Origin of the sequence: Pedobacter rhodius (assembly GCF_027213645.1) — a bacterium.
Lineage (GTDB): Bacteria > Bacteroidota > Bacteroidia > Sphingobacteriales > Sphingobacteriaceae > Pedobacter > Pedobacter rhodius.
Genome location: NZ_JAPWGL010000004.1, coordinates 247346 through 266868, shown reverse-complemented (window position 1 = coordinate 266868; position 19523 = coordinate 247346). Strand labels below are relative to the sequence as shown.

Genomic DNA, 19523 nt, shown 5'->3' with positions numbered 1-19523 from the left:
GACAATAAACAATTATTTAAAATTCCTGCCCTCATGGAACACTTTTTTCGTGGCATCCTCGCGAACCTGAGCACGTTTATTCTGTGAAGGATAGGACGATTTTTTTTCATCTCCACCGGCTAAGGTCAACACTGGAAGCTCATCAACCTCCCGTTGCACCAACTTGCCGAGCATCTTTGTAAAATCAAAACATTTACTCACGATCACGTGCACCACCTGTCCCTCGCGCTGCAACCTGCCTTCCACCATGAGAAGCCTCGAATGCAGAATTTCTTTTCTATAGGTTTCAAAAAGCTTTTCAAAAACAACCAGATTGGAATAGCCTGTTTCATCTTCAATAGTAATAAAACATACCCCGCCTGCCGTTCCGGGACGCTGGCGTACCAATACCAGTCCTGCTACTTTCACCAGCTGACCATCTGTCGAACCATTATTAATGCGATGGCATGTTCTGATGTTGAGCATTTCGAGCTGAGTCCGCACAAAACTCACCGGATGTGCTTTTAGAGAAAGTCCTGTAGTGGCATAATCTTGAACGACATGCTCTCCCTTGCCCATTAACGGAAGTTCAACCTGTGTTTCCAATATGCTTTCAGACGGTTGCCCCTTGAATAGTTCCTCCGGCATATCTTTTAGGGCAGAAACTTCCCAAAGTGCTTTTCGCCTATCTATTCCCATCGAATGAAATGCATCTGCATCGGCCAATCGCTCCAAGGTGGCAATCGATATTCCCGAATCCCTGATTGCGGTAATACTTTGATAACCACTTCCGCGACCATTGACCAAAATGTCCATGTCATCTCCTCTAATGCCATTGATCTGCCTGAACCCTAACCGAAGCGTAAAATACTTACCTGATTTTTCCTCAAGTTTATTGTCCCAAAAGGAATGGTTGACGTCAACTTCGCGAACTTGAACCGAATGCTTCCGCGCATCAATAACAATTTGTGCCGGCTGGTAAAAGCCCATCGGCATACTATTTAGCAATGCGGCAGCGAAAACGTCAGGATAGTAGTGTTTAAGCCAACAGGATACATAAACGAGGAGGGCAAAACTGGCAGCATGGCTTTCGGGAAATCCATAGCTCCCAAACCCTTCCAGCTGCCTGAATATCCTTTTTGCAAATTCCTCTGTATATCCCTTGTTCATCATTCCGTCGATGAGTTTTTGCTCATACTGGTTCACCATTCCTTTAAACTTGAATGTTGCCATGCTGCGACGAAGGCCATCAGCTTCAGCAGGGGTAAAGCCTGCCGCTACTATAGCAATTTTCATCGCCTGTTCCTGAAACAGCGGAACGCCTAACGTGCGTCCAAGAATTTTTTTCAGTTCCGGCGAGGGGTAGACAACAGGTTCTTCGCCGCTGCGCCTGCGCAAATATGGATGAACCATATCTCCCTGAATGGGTCCCGGGCGAACGATCGCGACCTCTATCACCAGATCATAAAATTCTCTTGGCTTAAGCCTAGGGAGCATGGACATCTGCGCCCGGCTTTCGATCTGGAATACGCCCAGGGTATCGGCGAGGCAGATCATATCATAAACCTCTGGATCATCTTGGGGAATGTTGGCCAGTGTATATTGCACGCCGTAATGATCCCGGCAGAGATCAAAAGCCTTTCTGATGCAGGTAAGCATCCCAAGCGCCAGCACATCCACCTTTAAAAAACCCAGCGCATCGATATCATCTTTATTCCATTCGATATTGGTGCGGTCTTCCATCCGGGCATTTAGGATAGGGCAGAGGTCTGTAAGCTTCCCTTGCGTAACTACAAATCCTCCTGTATGCTGACCGAGCTGCCGCGGAAAGCCCATCATTTGGGAAGTAAGCTCAAGTGTTTTCTTAAGGTGCGGATCATTTGGATTTAGACCTTGCTCGGTAACGCGCTTGCCCTCGAACCATTCATCTGTAAACTCCCATATTGAAGTTGACAGGCGATTGATTGTATCAACAGATAGCCCCATTGCCTTGCCTACATCCCGGATGGCTCCTTTCTGGTGTTGCTGTGTGACGGTTGCAACGATTGCCGCACGGTCACGTCCATACTTGGTATAGATATACTGGATGATTTCTTCCCTGCGCTCATGCTCGAAGTCGACATCAATATCGGGAGGCTCGTTTCTGGCGGGTGAGATGAAGCGCTCAAATAGCAAATCAAACTTCATCGGATTAACAGAGGTAATACCCAGCACGAAGCAAATTGCAGAATTAGCTGCCGAGCCCCGACCCTGGCAGAGAATCCCGCGGGATCTGGCCTCACGAACAATATCCTCAACAAAAAGGAAGTAATTGGCATAATCCATCTGCCTCACAAAAGCCATCTCATGATGGATCATGTTAACAACCTTTTCCGGGATCTTCTCGCCATAAAATTCATGAGCACCTTTCCAGGTTAAAAATTCGAGCTCCTCCATCGGACTGCGTCCGCTTGGATTGATTTCTTCGGGGTAGACATATTTGAGCTCATCAAGAGAAAAATTGCAGGCTTCGGAAATGACCATCGTGTTTTGAATTGCGCTTGGATATTTTCTGAAAAGTCTGTCCATCTCAGCCACCTCTTTCATGTACCGCTCAGCATTTTGATGCAAACGAAACCCTGCTTCCTGAATGGTGCATTTCTCTCTTACACAGGTCAGTACATCCTGAAGTTCTCTTCGTGAAGGATTGTGATAATGGATGTCGCCTGTTGCAACGACCGGTATTTCGTAAAATTTGGAAAGCTGTGAAGTTCTAAATATCAGCTTATCGTCGTTTCCCAAATAAGATCTTGTTGCAGCAAGGTAAAGCTGACCACCTAGAGCGTCGCGATATTCTGCAACTGAGGCGATAAAGCTAGCCTCATATTCAAAGCGACGGTTCAAAGCGCCAGGCATTACAAGGGCAAAAAGAATCCCTTTGCTATGGGCGTAAACATCGGCACGGGAAATATGGCAGCTGCCCTTTTCTGCTCTCATATTGCCCAATGTCAATAGTGCGGACAACCTGCCATAAGCTTCCCTATCCGTCGGATAGGCGAGCAGGCTCCCTCCATCCAGCAGATCCAGCCTGCAGGCGGGAATTAGTTTTATGTTTTTCTCACGGCAGGCAGCATGCGCACGTACAATTCCGGCAAGGGTATTCCTGTCGGTTATGGCTATTTTTTTATAACCGAAGATTTCGGCCTGTTCAACCAGTTCGTGCGCATGCGAAGCGCCACGCAAAAAGCTGAAGTTTGAGGTAATCTGTAATTCACTGTAAGCCATAACCCATCTCCTTTAAGCAAAAAATCCATGAATAAACCACTTGTGTTGTTGTTCCCCACCATAGTGTCCGGAACGGAAAAGCCAGTAGCGGCATCCTTCTTCATCTTCCACCTGATAATAATCCCTATGCTCTCCCTTATCCATCCACCATTCGCGCTCAATCCGCTCGGGACCGTCTGCCTTTGAAACCAGGTGGCGGACGCCTTTATAAATAAAAAACTTTGGCGGATGATCCGGAATAAGCGCCATTACCTCAATAGGGGCGGGAACCTTAAGCATTTCGGTCGGCCGGGGCTTATCCGTTCGCCATGGATTTGAGGCCTTTTCTGTTACCGAAGCTGCCTTTGATATTGCACGTTCCGGCCAGTATCTGGTTGCAGGCAAAAAACGATGGATTGCTTGCGCACCAACCTTTCCGGCAACACGGTCCAGAAACCTGATCACACTATTATCATTCAGGCCGGGCTTGGATGACCACATTTCTTCCTGGGGCACATCGACATCCTCCACCTTTGGCGCATCAAGAACAAATAGTTCAATTCCCAGGGCTGGTCGGATCTGATCGATCTTTAACTGAAAAAGTTTGAATAAATGACTCACACTATGCGAAGCGCCACTGGTTCCAATGGAAACCTGCACAATTTTTCCATCGATACGGTATCCTGTCAACATTCCTGTTCGCAATCCCTTACCTTCAGATTGCATCCTGTTACACAGATTTTCAAGCATCTTTTGAATCGCGATCTCAATTGCAGTTTTGGTTTTGATCGGTTCCATGCAGGCTAGCCTTTCGCTAAATGCTACGGGAACCTTTAATGGAATAAGCGCTTCTGCTTCAGTTCCAATAGCCTGAGCCAGCCGCAATAAAAAATCTTCCCCGAATCGCCTTCGGAGCACCGATCTGGGCATCCCTATAAAGCTTTTTATCTGATAGAATCCCAGTTTACGAAGTTTCGCAAGAACTGTATCTTCCAGTCTTAACGCCTCAGGAGACAGACTGAGCAGAGCATCTACATGTTCGCCGGAAGGAATCAATGGCGTAACTTTACCAAACCGGGACACCGCCCATGCAGCGCCGGGTGTATCGGCAATCGCTAAGCGTACGGTATATCCCTTACTTTTAAGCCTGTTTACAATTTCTTTCAGGTATTCTCGCTCTCCACCCCAAAGATGCGGACAGCCTGAAACGTCAAGTAACAGTCCGTCCATTCCGAATTCGTCAATGGATACAGAGGGCGAATAGCGCACACACCATTCGCCTAGTCCCCTTAGCAGGTTTTTCGGGCGGCCTGGCTTGTCGTCCAGAACCTCGAGCCCGGGACATATGGCCTTCGCATCCGCTGCACGCATGCCGACCTCAACTCCAAAGCTAAATGCCAATGGATTTACTGCGGTTATCATCATCCGCCCATGGTCGGGCGCAGCGAAAACAAAAGGCACCTCGGCTAGTTCAGGGCGGCGGATAAGCTGCCAGTCAGCCAGTAATTGGCGGAACCATATCGAAACAAAACGCCTTTGCATAATAGCTATCCAATTTGTCTGCCCTCCAGATCAGACCAAATCGGTTGATTACCTGTTTTCTTAATTTCTTCAAATTTTTCGCCTGCCCATTCCAGTATAAAGCTTCCCGGATTTCCATTACGGACTTTTAGCAGCTCAACCTGCCAGCGCGGGAATCCGATCCCGGGCAAGCCGTCCTGCGTAACTGAAGGAAGTGGGCTGACTTTCCATCTTGCTGTTGCCACGGTGCTCGCCTTTTTATTTCCGTCCTTGCGCAGGATAAATCCCGTAACACCACTGGTCTCAACCGCCAGCTGCAGCCTGCGGGATTCTATAAGACTCACATTGTTAAGTTCTGCCACAACCGCCGCAAGCCCCTCACATTTGATGGCCTCCTCTGTAATCCATAGCACATCCTTTTCGCTCTGAACATCCATAAAAATAATGCGCTCAGGCTCTACGTTAAATAAGCTCAAAGAAGCGGGGAAGAGATTCCGGGTCGTGCTTACCCACACACAGGCCGCACCATTTTCCATAAGGACGGAAAGTAGCCCGGCGATAAAGCCGTCACTGGCCGCCGAATGCTCCGGCTGAATTGTGATAAATTCATGAATTGCCTTTTTGGGAAAAACACCACCAGGAAATGAATTTTCAATCTCTCCCAGTCCGATGCGTTCGGCATTGCCTGTGCAATGGGGTTTAAACCCCTGCCATAACAGGATATCCTGTTGCAATTTCTGAAGTAATTCTTTTTTGGCATTCATGACTTACTGAATTAAATACTATTATATTTAGTATTATAAAATTATACAACAAACATAAAGCTAAAAATGTTAGTAAAAAATGAATTGTGGAAAACATTCCCGTTTTGGTGGAAAGTTTGCATTCCTTACTGTGATGACTATCCTTGATAAAATAGATCTTAAAATCTTATTTATGGATAATAATTCTTAATCGATTTTATCCCATCTTCCTGATTTTCAAAACCTATCTGCTCAAATAACTGTTGTTACAAAATGGAAAGAAAAGAAGTAACCAGCCTATTTAGCGAGGTAGAAAAAAGTGTCATTAGCTGGGCAAAAGCACACCGCAGTGAACTGATCATTGGCGGTATTTTCGGATTTTCCTTAACTACGGCTTATCTAATTTTCTCAAAAAAACATTTTAAATTGGCTAAGCCGTTAAAACCATTGGAGCCCGGACTGAATATGGAAAGATATATTTTTGAAATCCCCACCGACAGCGGGATAAAAGAGGCTGTCGTAGAAACTTCAGGCGAATGCTACGGGGTGACGCTTGATGGCAAATACATCGGAAGCATGTGGCGTGATGAAAACCTTGGTCTTCAATGGGACACACTTGATGAAGAACTAGCGCCTCATATCTGGGATATCGCATCCAAGCTCTCAGAGGCTTTTTCCAGACAAGGATATCCCTCACTATTAAAGGGAGCCTATCCCGAAATTGAGTCTACCCAGTGGAAGAGCAGTGAAACCCTTGAGGTGGTTATTTCAAAGGAAACAGATATGGAAGTCTTCACTACGTTCTTAAAAGATGAGGTCTTAAACCTGGTTGATTTCGAGGAGCACCTGGACTTGATTGTCAAGAAAGCAGATGATCCGTATTTTGTAATTATAGGCATCAACTAACTATTTCCTATTTGGTTCAAGATTTTGTATTTTTAAGATGATGAAAATAGAAGAGGCTTTTGAGATTGTCCTGCCCGATATTAAGATGATCGTTACCTCACATCTGATCGGAGGCAGTGAAATATATAGGATCGAGTTCTCGGATGGAAGACCACCACTAAACGTAACCGAAGCGAATGGTTACAGGCCATTCTGGACATCTGTTCCGCAGGGAAGACAGATAGAGGCAGAATTTTTTGGTAAAAAGATTGCTGAACATTTGAAAAATAAATAATTATGTGTTACTACAATGGTCAACGCGTTTCAAGAGCAGAGTTTATTTCACTCCTTCAACTTGAAAAGGCGGTAAAAAATTATCAGTTTCTCGACAGGGCTGTTCATAACGGTTTTGCCTATTCACCCGTTGCGGTATTAAAAAGAGATGCAGAGCAGACAAACTTTGATATCGTGCAGATGGAATGGGGTTTTTTGCCTCCCTACCTTAAAAACCGCGAGGCTGCAAAGAATTTTCGCAACGGATATAAAGATGCTGCCGGTAAATGGCATATCGGATATACAACACTCAATGCAAAGGCCGAAAATCTTTTTTCAAATGAAAAGGGCGGTCCCTCGATTTATGCAAAGGCAGCCCGCGAGCGAAGATGCCTGGTGCTGTCAACGGGATTTTACGAGTGGCGCCATGTATTTCCGAAGAACAAAAAAACAGGAGAGCCTTTGAAAACTGCCGTTAAGTATCCTTACTACATTTCTGTTAAGGACGAGGAATACTTCTACATGGCGGCAATTTATCAGGAGTGGACCGATCAGGAAACCGGGGAAATTGTTGAGACAGTCGCTGTCACTACCGCGCCGGCCAATCCGCTTATGGAACAGGTCCATAATTCCAAAAAACGTATGCCTACAATTTTAAATGATGAGCTGGCCTATGAATGGATGTTCGGGGATTTAAGCGATGGGCGAATCACCGAGATTGCATCCAGTCAGTTTCCTGCCAAACAAATGGATGCCTGCACGATTGCGAAAGAGTTCTTGTCGACACTTGAACCATCAACGCCCTTTATTTATGAAGACCTGCCCGCTATCGAGTACTCGATTTAACACGGCTGGATGCTTCCATAAAGCACTTTTTAGGGGTGATTGTTTAGATTTTAAAACCATTTTCAGTTGAGATCAGTTATATCATAAAAACTAATATTATGAGCGATAACAAACAGAAACAGGATGGCAGAGAAGATTCAAAAGTTGATCTGAACGATGCAAGCGAAGTTGCTTATGCAGCAAAACAGGCTGGGGTAACTTCTGCTCAATACAAGGAACTGGCTAAAGCGTCGGGAAGTTCTTCCAGGGCGAAAATTGCCGAATATATTAAGTCAAATGCCAAGGCGTAAGTCGGTAGATGTCTCACTTGATGGGCTTGCCGGAAAACTTGGAGCAGTGATTTTTAGTGAATCTCCGGGTTTTCTCTGTGTGCTCCCTCAGGATATCCATGAATCGATACTTGGAAGAGGGAATTCTGTTGCTGAAGCTGTAAACAACTGGGATGAAAAACTCAAGGCTCATCTCCGCAACAGTACCACCGGGGATCCTGTAGTGGATTATGTTCAAAAAATTCTGAGCAGTACAACGCCTGATCATGTTCAGTCCTTTTATGATCAATTTTACCCGGTTAGAAAAAAACAGTAATCTAAATATAGTTATGGATAATCAGCAAAACAGTCAGCCAAAGTTTGGAAATGAAGTGGAAAAGGACATCAATTCCCAACAATTCGTCACTTCTGATGATTGCCTCGACAGACATGAAACTGAAAGCGATCTTGATTCCCTGGAACCACAGGAGTTTGGGACAAATGACGGCGAGCTAAATGTAGATGATCCTAGGGAACTCCGCTATTGGGCTGAACAGTTTCAGATTAGTACGGGTGAGCTAAAATCCGCAGCACTGTTGCGGGGAAATTCTATCCTCGAAATAAAAAAATACATATCCGCTTAAATCTATGGCAGAATTACCAGATTTAACCGTATTTGCTCAGATACTAACCCGAAAGTTCAAAGGGCAGATTTTGGAAACGCTGGAAATTACGGAATCCAAAAAAATTAATGTCTCGGCCAAGGAAATGAAAAAAGCTTTGGAAGGAAGAGAACTTTTGGATGTCCGGCGTTCCGGAAAGACGCTTCAACTTATTTTTTCGGGTTGCCAGGTTCTTGGTCTTCACTTAATGCTCAGGGGAGAACTGATCTCTATTGATCAGGATGAGCCGCCACGCTTCCAGATTTTAGGGTTTCATTTTGAAGGGGGCGATGCATTTGCATTGATCGATCTTCAAAAGCAAGCAACGCCCACATTGAATCCTGAACCTATCGACGTCCCGGATGCGCTGGAAATGGAGGAGGAATATTTTTTTGATTTGCTGGCTAAAAAGAGAACATCGATAAAAACTTTGCTCATGGATCAGCATCTTGTTCGCGGTATTGGCAATTCCTATTCGGATGAGATACTTTATCATGCCGGGATTTCTCCCTTTTCAGTCGCCAAAGCTATCCCGGATAAAGCGGCAAAGAGATTATACAAAAGCATAAAATCTGTGTTAGCTGAGGCGATTTTAAAAATCGCAGAAGCAAACGGTGACGAACTCAAAGGTGAGCTGCGCGATTTTATGATGGTACATGGTGCCGAATTAAAAAAGACACCAAAGGGCGAGGAGATTTTGTCTGAGAAAATCGGTGGGCGCAAAGCTTACTTTACGCAATCTCAGGAACTTTTTGAATGATTCTATCAACCTACAACATTAACGGGGTCAATGGAAGGATCGAAATTTTGCTTAAATGGTTGAAAGAGCGGTCACCGGACGTTGTATGTCTGCAGGAAATAAAATGTCAGGACAAAGATTTTCCGGCGAAGAAATTAAAGGAAGCAGGTTATTTCGCCATCTGGCAAGGTCAGAAAAGCTGGAACGGTGTTGCAATCTTATCTAAGACGGAAATCAAAGAAACGAAACGCGGACTTCCTGGCGATCCTGCCGACGACCATAGCAGATACATCGAAGCATTTATTGGTGGACTGATCATAGGCTGCATTTATCTTCCAAACGGAAATCCGGCACCAGGTCCAAAATTTGAATATAAACTTAAATGGCTCAAAAGGCTTACCGCCCATTCGAAAAAGCTGCTTTCGTTTGGCATCCCAACAATTTTGATCGGTGACTATAATGTTATACCGACTGACCTTGACCTTTATAATCCCGATAGATTTAGGGATAATGCGCTTTTCTTTCCCGAATCCAAAAAAGCATACAAGAAGCTTTTGGCTCTGGGCTGGACAGATGCAATAAGAACCCTGTATCCCGATGAAATTATATATACCTTTTATGATTATCTTCGGAATGCATTTGGAAGGAATGCCGGTTTGAGATTGGACCATTTCCTGCTGTCTCCGGATTTGTCAGACAAGCTGATTGACGGTGGAGTCGACAAACATGTGCGGGGCTGGCAGGGAGCCAGTGACCATTGCCCTGTTTGGATCGAAATTCAACCAACAAAATAATACATTATATCAATGACTTACAGAGCTGGATAAATTTTTAAAATTAAATTGACATCAAAATAGTTACTATCCCTTTTTCCGTAAGACAATGAAAATTTATCGCCATAAGCCAAACCTAATCGCTTTTCAATATTCTCCATTCCTTTATTGAAGCCTGAATGGTGGATCCTGGTGTTGATCAAATTAGAAGTACTTATTGACAATTCGTTTTTACTCAATTTAATATCTAATAATCCAGGTTGGTTTGGCTTTTGTAAATTTCCATGCTTAAGCATGTTTTCTAACAATGTGATTACGACCAATGGTATAAAGCGAAAATTTTTAACCTCTTCAGGAAAAGAAAGATTGATATACTGTTCTTTGTCTTTCCTTATTTTATTAAGGGATATGAGGTTATCAATCTGATGCAGTTCCTCCTCCAGCTTGGGAAATTCTTCGGGGGATTCCTTCGTCTCAAGACTAAACCGCATCAATTCAGCCAGATTAAGAACTGCTTCTCCGGCGTCCTCGTTAAATTTTCGAACGCTATCATACAAAAAGCTCAATGTGTTGAATAACAGATGTGGATTGATTTGGGCTCGCAAATATTCATACTTCGCAACATGCAATTCATTTTGCATCTCTTTATTTTTCAAATCGTTTAAATATTCCATTCTTTCTGAATGTTCTCTTTTTAAACGTTCCTCTTTGAAACGCAAAAATAAAAAGTAAAAGCAGGAAAGAACGATAAAAAACAAACCTCTCCAGAGCGATTGAAAAAAACTTTTATGGTTAGTAATAATTGTTGGGATGTTAAATCCTTTATGGGTTCCTTCCAGTACGTAATTAAGATAAGACCTGAAAAAAATATATAAGCCGATTTGAATTATCATGAAGATAATTACCCTTGTCCAGGGTTTAGGCTTCGTAAAACTCTTCTTAAGCACAAAATGCGCATTCGTATAAAATAGAATAATATTAAGAATATAATGGAGGGCATAATTAAAAGCTTTTCCAAAAAAGCCCATTGAAAGTCCGATTAGTCCGATCTCTAATGTTATGAATATTGCCCATCCAATTAGGTGCAAGCGCTGCACTTTTCCCCATTCGAAAATTTTCTTAGTCATGCTATAATTGCTCTTGGTGTAACCTCATTTTATCGCGGTGTAAAAACTTTTTTTACGCTAAATAATGGCTCTAGTTTCAAAATAAAAACATGAAACAGAACCCTAAAAAACTGGTCAAAAAAACAGTATTTGTTTTTAGATCGCAGCAAACAATTCGAAAGTCCGAAACTGATCCGACTACTTCCAGTATCATCATTATTTCCAATGAAACGTTGATTAGCCATCGTTGAATGTTGGTTCAACATTTGAATCCTTAAGACTTCCGGCCGGATCTTAATGTTTTATTTTCAGAAAATTCAATAAAACCTTGCTTGTAGTTGTTGCCCATCGGAATGATGTGTGCTCCAAGCTTTAATGTGTTCCCAGCTATTTTTTCAACCCTTTCTTCATTTACGAAGTAACTGCGGTGGACTCTGTAGAACAATGTGCCCCAAAACTCCTTTTCAACTTCCTTCATTGTCAAATAGACTGTATAATCTTCATCTTCAGTGACAATTTTCATGTAGTTTTTCAAGCTTTCGAAAAATAATATTTTGGATTTCCTTATCTTCAATTTCTGTCCCCTTTCGCCGATGCTGACATAGAAATATTTTTTTTGGGCAATCCGTATCCCTTCAATTCTTTTTCTTTCTGCATCTAAAATGTCCCAAACGGTTTTAATGAATTTCGGTTTTGAGATCGGCTTAACCAGATACCGAGATGCATTTACTTCGAAAGCTTCTATGGCATATTTTGTAAATGCAGTGGTAAATACAATAAATCGAGCTCGATTGACTAATTTTTTTGCGAGCTCAATGCCGGTAATTTCTGGCATGTCTATATCCAAAAAAATAAAGTCTATTTTGTCTCTGATACTGATTCCTGATAGTGCAATAAGAGGATCAAAAAAAGTCTTGACTAATTTTAGGTTGGGATTCGTCTCAATGTAATCTGAGAGAATCGAGATTGAATGTTTTTCATCGTCGATTACGACGCAACGAAGTTGTTCCATATGTCAAAGTTTAGGGTAATCTCAAAAATGATCCCTCAATTACTTTGCATATCCAAATTAACTTTTTTCTTTTGGTTCGATTTTAATCACCTCAGTGGTTTTCTTTTGAGACAAAGAACCATCTTTGTTAATTTTGTTTGTTCTCCTTAAAGTTACTATGACCATGTCATATTTTGGCTGCTCCAAGGGGAGGATATCTTGTATAGTGCAATTGAGAGCGCTTGCTAACAAGTTTATATGTCTAATGCTATATTTGGCACGTTCTGTAAAAGTTTCTACTTTTGAAATAAACCCATCAGCTAATTTCATCTTCTGAGTTAACTGAAGTTGAGTCATTTTACTGGCAATTCTCAAGGCCTTAACTCTTTCAATCAACATAAAATCTAATTGAGAGATTTCAACAAAAATTAACTCGTCTTCAGGTGCTACCATTTACATGTGCAAGTGACTGATTTTGATGATTTAAGTCAACTCCACTTGTGGATTTGGTTAATATTTTGTATCTTAGCTTTAATAAAATTAACGATATAGAAAAACGATAGAATATAACTTCCATTAATTTGGATTGAGTAATTACTGAAAGAACTTGTGGTGAAAAGTAGGACGTTCGAACACGAGAGGTAGGTAAAACTCAATTCCTATGCTATCTTTGTATAGCATACGGATTTGGGTCGCCTGCTTTATTTGAGTTCGGCCGCTGCGAGGCGGTGGTGGTCCTACACCTTCACTTCAAATAAAGCGTAAAGGCGGCCCTTTTCCGTTTGACTTTCGGTTAACACAGATTAGCCATGAAAGCATTTGAAATCATCATTTCTTCAAATTTCAGCAGAACATGCTATTTTCTGGCCTACTTTTTAGGTCCTCAAATCTCTGTTTTTTATACTCTCGGATGGACATTTATCATCCTAATTAGCCTGGTTATCTGTTCTCCTGAATAAGATGCCAGGCTAAGGCAGGTCAACCCTACGGTTAATGATAGAAAATAGGTTCTTTAATAATGCGCCTGCCTTAGTTCTCTTCAATATTTGAGATTCCTCATTTAATTTTCCGATCAACTAACTTAAACCAACAAACAATGAAAAAAACGATATTCTCTATCGCTAGGGCACTGCCATGCCTTTTTTTTGGAATCGACCTTATAAAGAAACCCAAGAGATGTGTTCCACCTTCTTATGGGAATTTAAGCTTAAGCTGTTTTCAATTGGATGGCCAGACAACAAGGAATGTTGCTAAATTGGCTAATAGAGAGATAAATCTAGAAAGACTACTTAGAAAGAAAATCATTCGGTTAACTACGGTTTTATTTTTCTTCTCAACTACTCTATTCGCACAGGCAAAGGCAACGAGCCGCCAACTCGCAATCAACGATAAAGTACCTAATCTTACCCTTTCGCAAATCCTAAATTTTAACCAAAAAAGCGCTGAATTTTCGAGCTTTAGAAATAAAGCACTCGTCCTCGATTTTTGGGCGACATACTGCTCGCCGTGCATAGCCGAATTTCCGAAAATGGATGCTATGCAAAAAAAATATGGTAAAAATATCCAGTTTTTACTGATGAATACTTATGCAAGTGATACTGTAGAAGTTCTAGAAAAATTTTTGGCAGCGCAAAAGGCAAAAATTAAAGATTTCGCATTACCCATAATTCTCAATAGCGCTGAAATAAAGAACGTTTTTCCAGTCAATACAATGCCGCACTATATCTGGATTGGTGCCGATGGACGTATTAAAGCGATTACGCGCGCGGATCAACTTACAGAAGAAAACGTCTCGCGGCTTATCGCAGGCTTAAGTCTTAACCTTAAAACTAAAAAAGATTAATATGATGGCAAATCATTTCAACACTAGAAAAATGAAGTGGAATTTTCTACTGTTTTGTATGGCTCTGATAATCATTATCCTCTCTGCAATAACAGCTTTTGCTCAGGAAGCAAATGTGTTAAAAGGGAAGGTTACTGACTTTGATGGAAATGTAATCCCGGCCAGCGTTCGCTCCAGAAAGAATATGACAATAGTTGATGAGGCTGGAAATTTTACTTTAGGAAAAGTAAACCCTGGAGATACAATTCGTATTACTGCAACTGGATATAAAACAATTTTCAGGATTTATTCAATAAATGAAAAATTCATTTCAGTTAAAATGACCGATGATTCCCAGCAGTTAGAGGAGGTCACCGTTCAGACAGGTTACCAAACATTGAAACCCAATGAAGTTAATGGAACAATATCCTCTATTAGTGAGAAAGCTCTAGGAGAACGTACAGGGTCGAATATTTTAGAAAGGATAATTGGTCAAAGTAGCGGATTAATGCTCCAGGTAGGAAAGAGTAATAACAATCCGCAAAATAAGACCAACATTTCTATACGTGGTCTTGGAACAATCAATGGTCCGTTAGATCCGCTAATCGTGTTAGATGGTTTTATATATGAGGGAGATATATCTAACATTAATCCCAATGATGTAGAAAATGTATCTGTATTAAAAGATGCAGCAGCTGCATCGATTTGGGGTGCAAGGGCTGGTAATGGCGTAATTGTGATTACAACCAAGAGAGGCAGACAAAACCAACCTATGCAAATTGCCTTTGGTGCAAATGTATTGGTACAGGATTTACCAAGATTTAATTCTATCAGGCAGATGAATAGTAGCGATTATATCGCTTTTGAAAAACAACTTTTCGAATCGGGCTACTTTAATGATCGGATATCTACCACACCATGGTTGGCATTAACCCCTGTTGTAGAAGTTCTTCTAGCAAGAAGAAACGGGCAGATCTCTCAGTCAACGGCTGATGCTAGAATAAATTTATTAGCGGGAAATAATACACAACAATCCTATCTGGACAATTTCTACACTCGTGGGATTCTCCAACAGTATAGTTTAAATCTTAAAGGGGGGAGTGAGCGGAATACCTATTTACTTTCTGCAGCATACGATCAGAATAGAGGGGAAGTTTACAATACCTCAGGTAAATTAAACCTGCATTTTGCCAATGATTTTAAGGTGCTTGAAAAATTAAATCTAAGTACTAATGTTTATTATACAAATTTTACTGGAAAGACCGGCCGTCCTGCGAATGGTTATCTGAGCGCTGGGGGAAGGTATCCGCCATACCTGGATTTTGCACAGGCTGGAGGACTTGCTACAGAATTTCGGTCAGCATATACTGATACACTGGCAAAAGGTAGACTTTTAGACTGGAAATTTTATCCCACAGAAGATTATAAACATGACTATACCGATTCCCGTTCTCAGGACTTATTTGCTAACGTCGGATTTAGGTATCAAATCGTCAAAGGGTTAAACCTGCAGGTAAATTACCAATATCAACGGCAGAGCTCAGATATTGAACGAACATCCGATGAACAAAGTTATGCGGCCAGAAATCTGATCAATTCGTTTAGTCAGGTAAATGCCTCTACGGGAATAGTTACTTATCCGGTTCCAAGAGGAGGGATACTGAATTCTTCTTCTTCGGTAGTCAACTCACAAACAGGAAGAGCGCAATTCAACTACAACAACGTTTTTGGCTTGCATAGCATCAATGCAATTTTCGGTGCTGAGGCAAGGAGTGCGAATACTTCTTCTCGTGGAAGCAGAAGATTAGGCTATCAATCCGACCCACTATATTTTACTCCAGTTGACGAGGTAGGGCTTTACCGCCAATACTTAACTGGATTTAGCAGCCAGATCGGAAGTGTCAATACTTTAACTCAGACTGCATACCGTTTTATAAGCATGTATGCCAATTTCGCATATTCCTTCAAAGGACGTTACCTGTTGTCAGGAAGCATACGACGTGACGGATCAAATATTTTTGGCGCTGATATAAATGATAAATGGAAGCCCTTATGGTCGTCAGGTATTGGATGGAAGATTTCAGATGAATCCTTTTATAATTTAAGATGGCTGCCCGTTCTGCGGTTAACCACTACATTTGGCTACAGTGGTAATGTAGACCTAACGAAAACTGCGTCCCCAATTGCCACTTATGGCACGAATGCTTTGACGGGATTTCCAATCACGAGGATAAATGCAATAAATAACCCCGATTTGAAATGGGAACAGCTTTCGCAGGTTGATATGAAACTGGATTTTGAACTTCCCAAGCAAATTCTGACCGGATCATTTTCTTATTACGTCAAAACAGGAACGGATTTGTATGGTATAACGGGCTATGACTATACCAGTTGGGGTGCACGTGATGTAATCACAAAGAATGTTGCTAATATGAGGGGAGAGGGTATTGATCTCGATCTTCACAGCAAAAATCTTAAAACTGGCAATTTTAGTTGGGGAACTGACCTGTATTTTAGTTATAACACCAGTAAAACCACAAAATATAAAAGCAGAGACAATTCATCAGCTTTTTACAATTTACTTACCGCAGGGAATGCTATTACTCCAATCGAAGGCTATCCACTATATGCGGTTGCAGCTTATAAATGGGGAGGGCTGGACAGCAAGGGGAATCCACAGGGATATTTGAATGGTAAACTCAGTACTGATTACGAGTCTATCGCAGATGAATCTTTTAATACGGGGAATAATGTCACCTTTCTGGGTTCTGCCAGTCCGACGTATTTCGGTTCTTTGATCAATACTTTGTCATTTAGGGGTTTCAGTTTGTCGGTTAATATCAATTACAAATTAGGTTATAAGGTCAGAAAACCGGCACTGGCATATTCAACGCTAATAGAAACTGGGCAGGGAAATTATGAATATGAGTCTCGCTGGCAGAAGCCTGGTGATGAAAACGTAACTAATGTTCCCTCGTTCATCTACCCTGCACCAAGTGTTCGGGATGCATTTTACAGTAAATCTGAAATTAATGTGATGTCGGGAGACCACATTCGCCTTGATTATATTCGATTTGGTTACACATTAAATACAGTTCAGTGGAAATTTCCATTTCGGAATCTTGAAGTATACGCAGGTTTACAAAATGTCGGATTACTCTGGAAAGCGAATCATTTCGGTTATGATCCGGATTATTCAAACATATTACCTCCTTCCCGCCAGTTATCATTTGGTATAAAGGGGGCATTCTAAAACCATGATAGAAATAGTAATTATGAAGAAAAATAATATTGCAATAAGTATTGTACTTTGTACTGCAATGCTACTTACCTTGAGTTGTAAAAAGTACCTTGAGGTTAAATCAAATGCCAAATTGGTAATTCCACATACTTTATCTGACGTACAAGGACTTTTGGACGATGCCAATCTTATGAACCTGAGGTTAACTCCGTCATTTGGCGAAGCATCAAGTGATGATTTTTTCCTGACAGTCAACAGTTACAATGCGCTAAGTGTAAGGGCTCAAGAAGCTTATACCTGGAAGCCTACTCCTTATCGACATGCCAATGATTGGAGTCTGGCGTATACGTCTGTTTTTAATAGTAATCTTTGCCTGGAGTTATTAGAAAGCATAGACAGAACGCCAGCGAACAGTTCTCAATGGGACAATGCCAAGGGAAGCGCCTTATTCTACAGGTCCTTTTATTTTTTGATGTTGACCAATCAACATGGACTTGCCTTTGATGAAAAAAATTCTGGCAATGATTTAGGTATTGCACTTAGAACATCATCTAACTTTAATGTCCCCTCGGTACGTTCTTCGGTAAGCGATTGTTACCAAAAAATAATTGAAGATGCAACTTTAGCATTAACCTTACTGCCCGACTACCCTCAGCATGTGATGCGACCCTCAAAAGGAGCCGCAGCAGCGCTGTTGTCAAGATGTTTTCTGTACCGTCATGAATATGAAACGTCATTGAAATATACACTGGAAGCACTCAAATTCAACAGCAAGCTAATGGATTACAATGGCGATAGTGATCTCCTGGCGCTAAGTAGCACAGTACCAATCAAAAAGTTTAATAAGGAGACGATTTGGTATGCAGAACTTTCCAGTAATTTTGGAGTCAATAATACTACAAATTCTAGAGTCGATACTGCCTTGTATGCCAGTTATAACATTAACGATTTAAGAAGAACTGCATTTTTCCGGGCTTCTGCGCCATACCAGCAGTTCAAGGGGAATTACACCGCAAGTGGAACGATTTACTTTTCAGGCCTTGCAACAGATGAACTTTATCTTAACAGCGCCGAATGTAAAGCCTGGCTCAATGACCTGTCTGGGGCTATGGAAACATTGAATATTTTATTAAAGTCCCGTTGGAGAAATACAGTGCCCTTTTCGCCTGTAACTGCAACCGATAAGTCTGATGCTATTAGAAAAATCCGTGAAGAAAGAAGGAAGGAGTTGTTGATGAGAGGTCTTCGTTTTGCTGACCTTAAAAGGTACAACAAAGAAGGAGCAAATATAATTCTAAGACGGGTTCTCGGAAGTCAAGTCTTCACCCTTGCGCCAGATTCACGATATTATGCTTTGCCGTTGCCCACTGATATTATTGAATCTTCAGGCATGCCACAAAACTAAACTATAAGGGGGAGTTCATTTCCCCCTCATATTTTACCCTTAGGTTATTGGGCAGTTTTGTTTTCGATGTCCATGTCTCCATCATCACTGGATACTACATAAGCACGTGTTGATGTGTGGGGACTTGCGATTAAGTTAAGTGAAGGGTCTAGCGTAGGGGTGCCACTTGTATTCACAAAGCTTGCATCTACTCGTATAAGACAGGCTTCTTGTTGAATTTCATCACAGCCCGCTGCGTTAGGACTATAAGTCCAGTTAGATTCTTTTTCAACCTCAGTTCGGGACTTATCGCTACCGGTATACTGAAACGTATATTGTACCCTTTTGCTATCTGCCTTGAATGCAGAACCACCAAATACTAATACTAATCCTAAAGCGGCGGCCATTAGGCCTTTGCTTACATTTTTTATTGCTGTATACATAATTTAAGGATGCTTTTTACTTCGAAAAAACAAGCGAAAAAGTTAGTTTAAGATTTGGGCACCATGCCCTGTTGAATGCATTAAATTTTGGAATTATATTTTTCACTCTTTGCCGCTTAACCTCCTTTCCTTTTTGGTAACTCTAATAAGACAACCCATATTTATAAAAAACAAAAGCATGTTGAAGTAGAGATGGCTTTTCCAGCTCATCTTAGAAATGAAGCCACCGCAGCTGCATGGGGCATTAGGAAAAACATGGGTTAGGATCAATGTGATATATATGGTAAATCCCAATATCAGGGACAAGGAAAGCCACAGTCCCCATTTGTGTTTATTAAAAATCAGCAGCGTAGCAGCGGTCAGCTCAAGAACCGGGACCAGATATGTCAGTACGCGTTGTATTTCTTCAGAAAAGGGTTGATCCTTCATCTGGAGCTGATAAAGTTTTAGATCTGCGAGCTTTGCAAAAACTGCATAACACCATAGCAATGTCAGCAGGAATATTCCAACGGTATTTAGATTTGATACCAAGCTTTTATAGCTTATATGCGTCCGTTTATGTGAATAAATATTTTCCATGTTTTGTTTATTAAAAACCCATCTGATTGTGGATTAAAGTTCGAA

General features: G+C 41.5%; 19 protein-coding genes. 11 read left to right on the top strand and 8 right to left on the bottom strand.

Translation table 11 applies throughout. The annotated features are described in order from the left end of the window. Positions 1-12: 12 nt before the first annotated feature. The 3 genes from O0931_RS15485 to O0931_RS15475 are packed head-to-tail and all read right to left on the bottom strand — an operon-like array spanning position 13 to position 5507. Positions 13-3243 (bottom strand): error-prone DNA polymerase, encoded by a 3231-nt coding sequence (locus tag O0931_RS15485; protein ID WP_056095149.1) that lies wholly within the window; start codon positions 3241-3243, stop codon positions 13-15. Between the two features lie 12 nt (positions 3244-3255). Beyond that, positions 3256-4764 carry a Y-family DNA polymerase gene (locus O0931_RS15480; protein ID WP_056095147.1) on the bottom strand — a complete coding sequence of 503 codons (1509 nt, stop codon included), beginning with the start codon at positions 4762-4764 and terminating at the stop codon, positions 3256-3258. A gap of 5 nt (positions 4765-4769) precedes the next feature. Continuing rightward, the gene (locus O0931_RS15475) at positions 4770-5507 is read right to left on the bottom strand and encodes an ImuA family protein (RefSeq protein ID WP_056095144.1); all 738 of its coding nucleotides are present in this window, start codon (positions 5505-5507) and stop codon (positions 4770-4772) included. Positions 5508-5759: 252 nt separating this feature from the next. Here O0931_RS15475 and O0931_RS15470 point away from each other — a divergent pair, with 252 nt between their 5' ends. The 8 genes from O0931_RS15470 (at position 5760) to xth (ending at position 9933) form a co-directional block, all read left to right on the top strand. Continuing rightward, on the top strand, positions 5760-6392 hold the full coding sequence (locus tag O0931_RS15470) for a hypothetical protein (RefSeq protein WP_056095141.1): 633 nt from the start codon (positions 5760-5762) through the stop codon (positions 6390-6392). A 37-nt stretch (positions 6393-6429) separates the two neighbouring features. Continuing rightward, on the top strand, positions 6430-6666 hold the full coding sequence (locus tag O0931_RS15465; protein ID WP_147273668.1) for a hypothetical protein: 237 nt from the start codon (positions 6430-6432) through the stop codon (positions 6664-6666). Between the two features lie 2 nt (positions 6667-6668). Further along, positions 6669-7490, top strand: a complete 822-nt coding sequence (locus O0931_RS15460; protein ID WP_269416451.1) for an SOS response-associated peptidase — start codon at positions 6669-6671, stop codon at positions 7488-7490. 98 nt (positions 7491-7588) lie between these two features. After that, positions 7589-7780, top strand: coding sequence for a DUF3606 domain-containing protein (locus O0931_RS15455; protein WP_056095135.1), 192 nt, complete (start codon positions 7589-7591; stop codon positions 7778-7780). Further along, on the top strand, positions 7767-8075 hold the full coding sequence (locus O0931_RS15450; RefSeq protein ID WP_056095133.1) for a hypothetical protein: 309 nt from the start codon (positions 7767-7769) through the stop codon (positions 8073-8075). The genes O0931_RS15455 and O0931_RS15450 overlap by 14 nt, the downstream gene beginning before the upstream one ends. Positions 8076-8088: 13 nt before the next feature. Beyond that, positions 8089-8382 (top strand): DUF3606 domain-containing protein, encoded by a 294-nt coding sequence (locus tag O0931_RS15445; protein ID WP_056095131.1) that lies wholly within the window; start codon positions 8089-8091, stop codon positions 8380-8382. Positions 8383-8386: 4 nt separating this feature from the next. Beyond that, the gene (locus O0931_RS15440; RefSeq protein WP_056095127.1) at positions 8387-9160 is read left to right on the top strand and encodes a DNA-formamidopyrimidine glycosylase family protein; all 774 of its coding nucleotides are present in this window, start codon (positions 8387-8389) and stop codon (positions 9158-9160) included. Further along, entirely contained in the window at positions 9157-9933 is a 777-nt protein-coding gene (gene xth / locus O0931_RS15435) for an exodeoxyribonuclease III (protein ID WP_056095123.1), read from the top strand. Before O0931_RS15440 ends, xth begins: the two co-directional genes overlap by 4 nt. Positions 9934-9950: 17 nt before the next feature. On the opposite strand, the gene O0931_RS15430 is transcribed toward xth, so the two are convergent. The 3 genes from O0931_RS15430 to O0931_RS15420 all read right to left on the bottom strand — a co-directional run bounded on the left by O0931_RS15430 (position 9951) and on the right by O0931_RS15420 (position 12462). Continuing rightward, the gene (locus tag O0931_RS15430) at positions 9951-11039 is read right to left on the bottom strand and encodes a sensor histidine kinase (RefSeq protein ID WP_056095120.1); all 1089 of its coding nucleotides are present in this window, start codon (positions 11037-11039) and stop codon (positions 9951-9953) included. Positions 11040-11292: 253 nt separating this feature from the next. After that, on the bottom strand, positions 11293-12030 hold the full coding sequence (locus O0931_RS15425) for a LytR/AlgR family response regulator transcription factor (RefSeq protein WP_056095117.1): 738 nt from the start codon (positions 12028-12030) through the stop codon (positions 11293-11295). A 57-nt stretch (positions 12031-12087) separates the two neighbouring features. After that, positions 12088-12462 carry a helix-turn-helix domain-containing protein gene (locus O0931_RS15420; protein ID WP_115404615.1) on the bottom strand — a complete coding sequence of 125 codons (375 nt, stop codon included), beginning with the start codon at positions 12460-12462 and terminating at the stop codon, positions 12088-12090. Between the two features lie 643 nt (positions 12463-13105). Here O0931_RS15420 and O0931_RS15415 point away from each other — a divergent pair. From O0931_RS15415 to O0931_RS15405, 3 genes are read left to right on the top strand one after another with little or no spacing between them, the layout of a single operon-like run. Continuing rightward, positions 13106-13852 carry a TlpA family protein disulfide reductase gene (locus tag O0931_RS15415; protein WP_056095111.1) on the top strand — a complete coding sequence of 249 codons (747 nt, stop codon included), beginning with the start codon at positions 13106-13108 and terminating at the stop codon, positions 13850-13852. A 58-nt stretch (positions 13853-13910) separates the two neighbouring features. After that, positions 13911-17084, top strand: coding sequence for a SusC/RagA family TonB-linked outer membrane protein (locus O0931_RS15410; protein WP_056095109.1), 3174 nt, complete (start codon positions 13911-13913; stop codon positions 17082-17084). 4 nt (positions 17085-17088) lie between these two features. Next, complete coding sequence (locus O0931_RS15405; protein WP_115404613.1) at positions 17089-18477, top strand: RagB/SusD family nutrient uptake outer membrane protein; 1389 nt, start codon at positions 17089-17091, stop codon at positions 18475-18477. 44 nt (positions 18478-18521) lie between these two features. Here the strand turns inward: O0931_RS15405 and O0931_RS15400 are convergent, their stop codons facing one another. Then, a complete protein-coding gene (locus tag O0931_RS15400; RefSeq protein ID WP_056095103.1) occupies positions 18522-18899 on the bottom strand; it encodes a hypothetical protein in 378 nt (125 codons plus the stop codon). A 102-nt stretch (positions 18900-19001) separates the two neighbouring features. Beyond that, the gene (locus O0931_RS15395) at positions 19002-19478 is read right to left on the bottom strand and encodes a MauE/DoxX family redox-associated membrane protein (RefSeq protein ID WP_056095101.1); all 477 of its coding nucleotides are present in this window, start codon (positions 19476-19478) and stop codon (positions 19002-19004) included. Positions 19479-19523 lie beyond the last annotated feature (45 nt).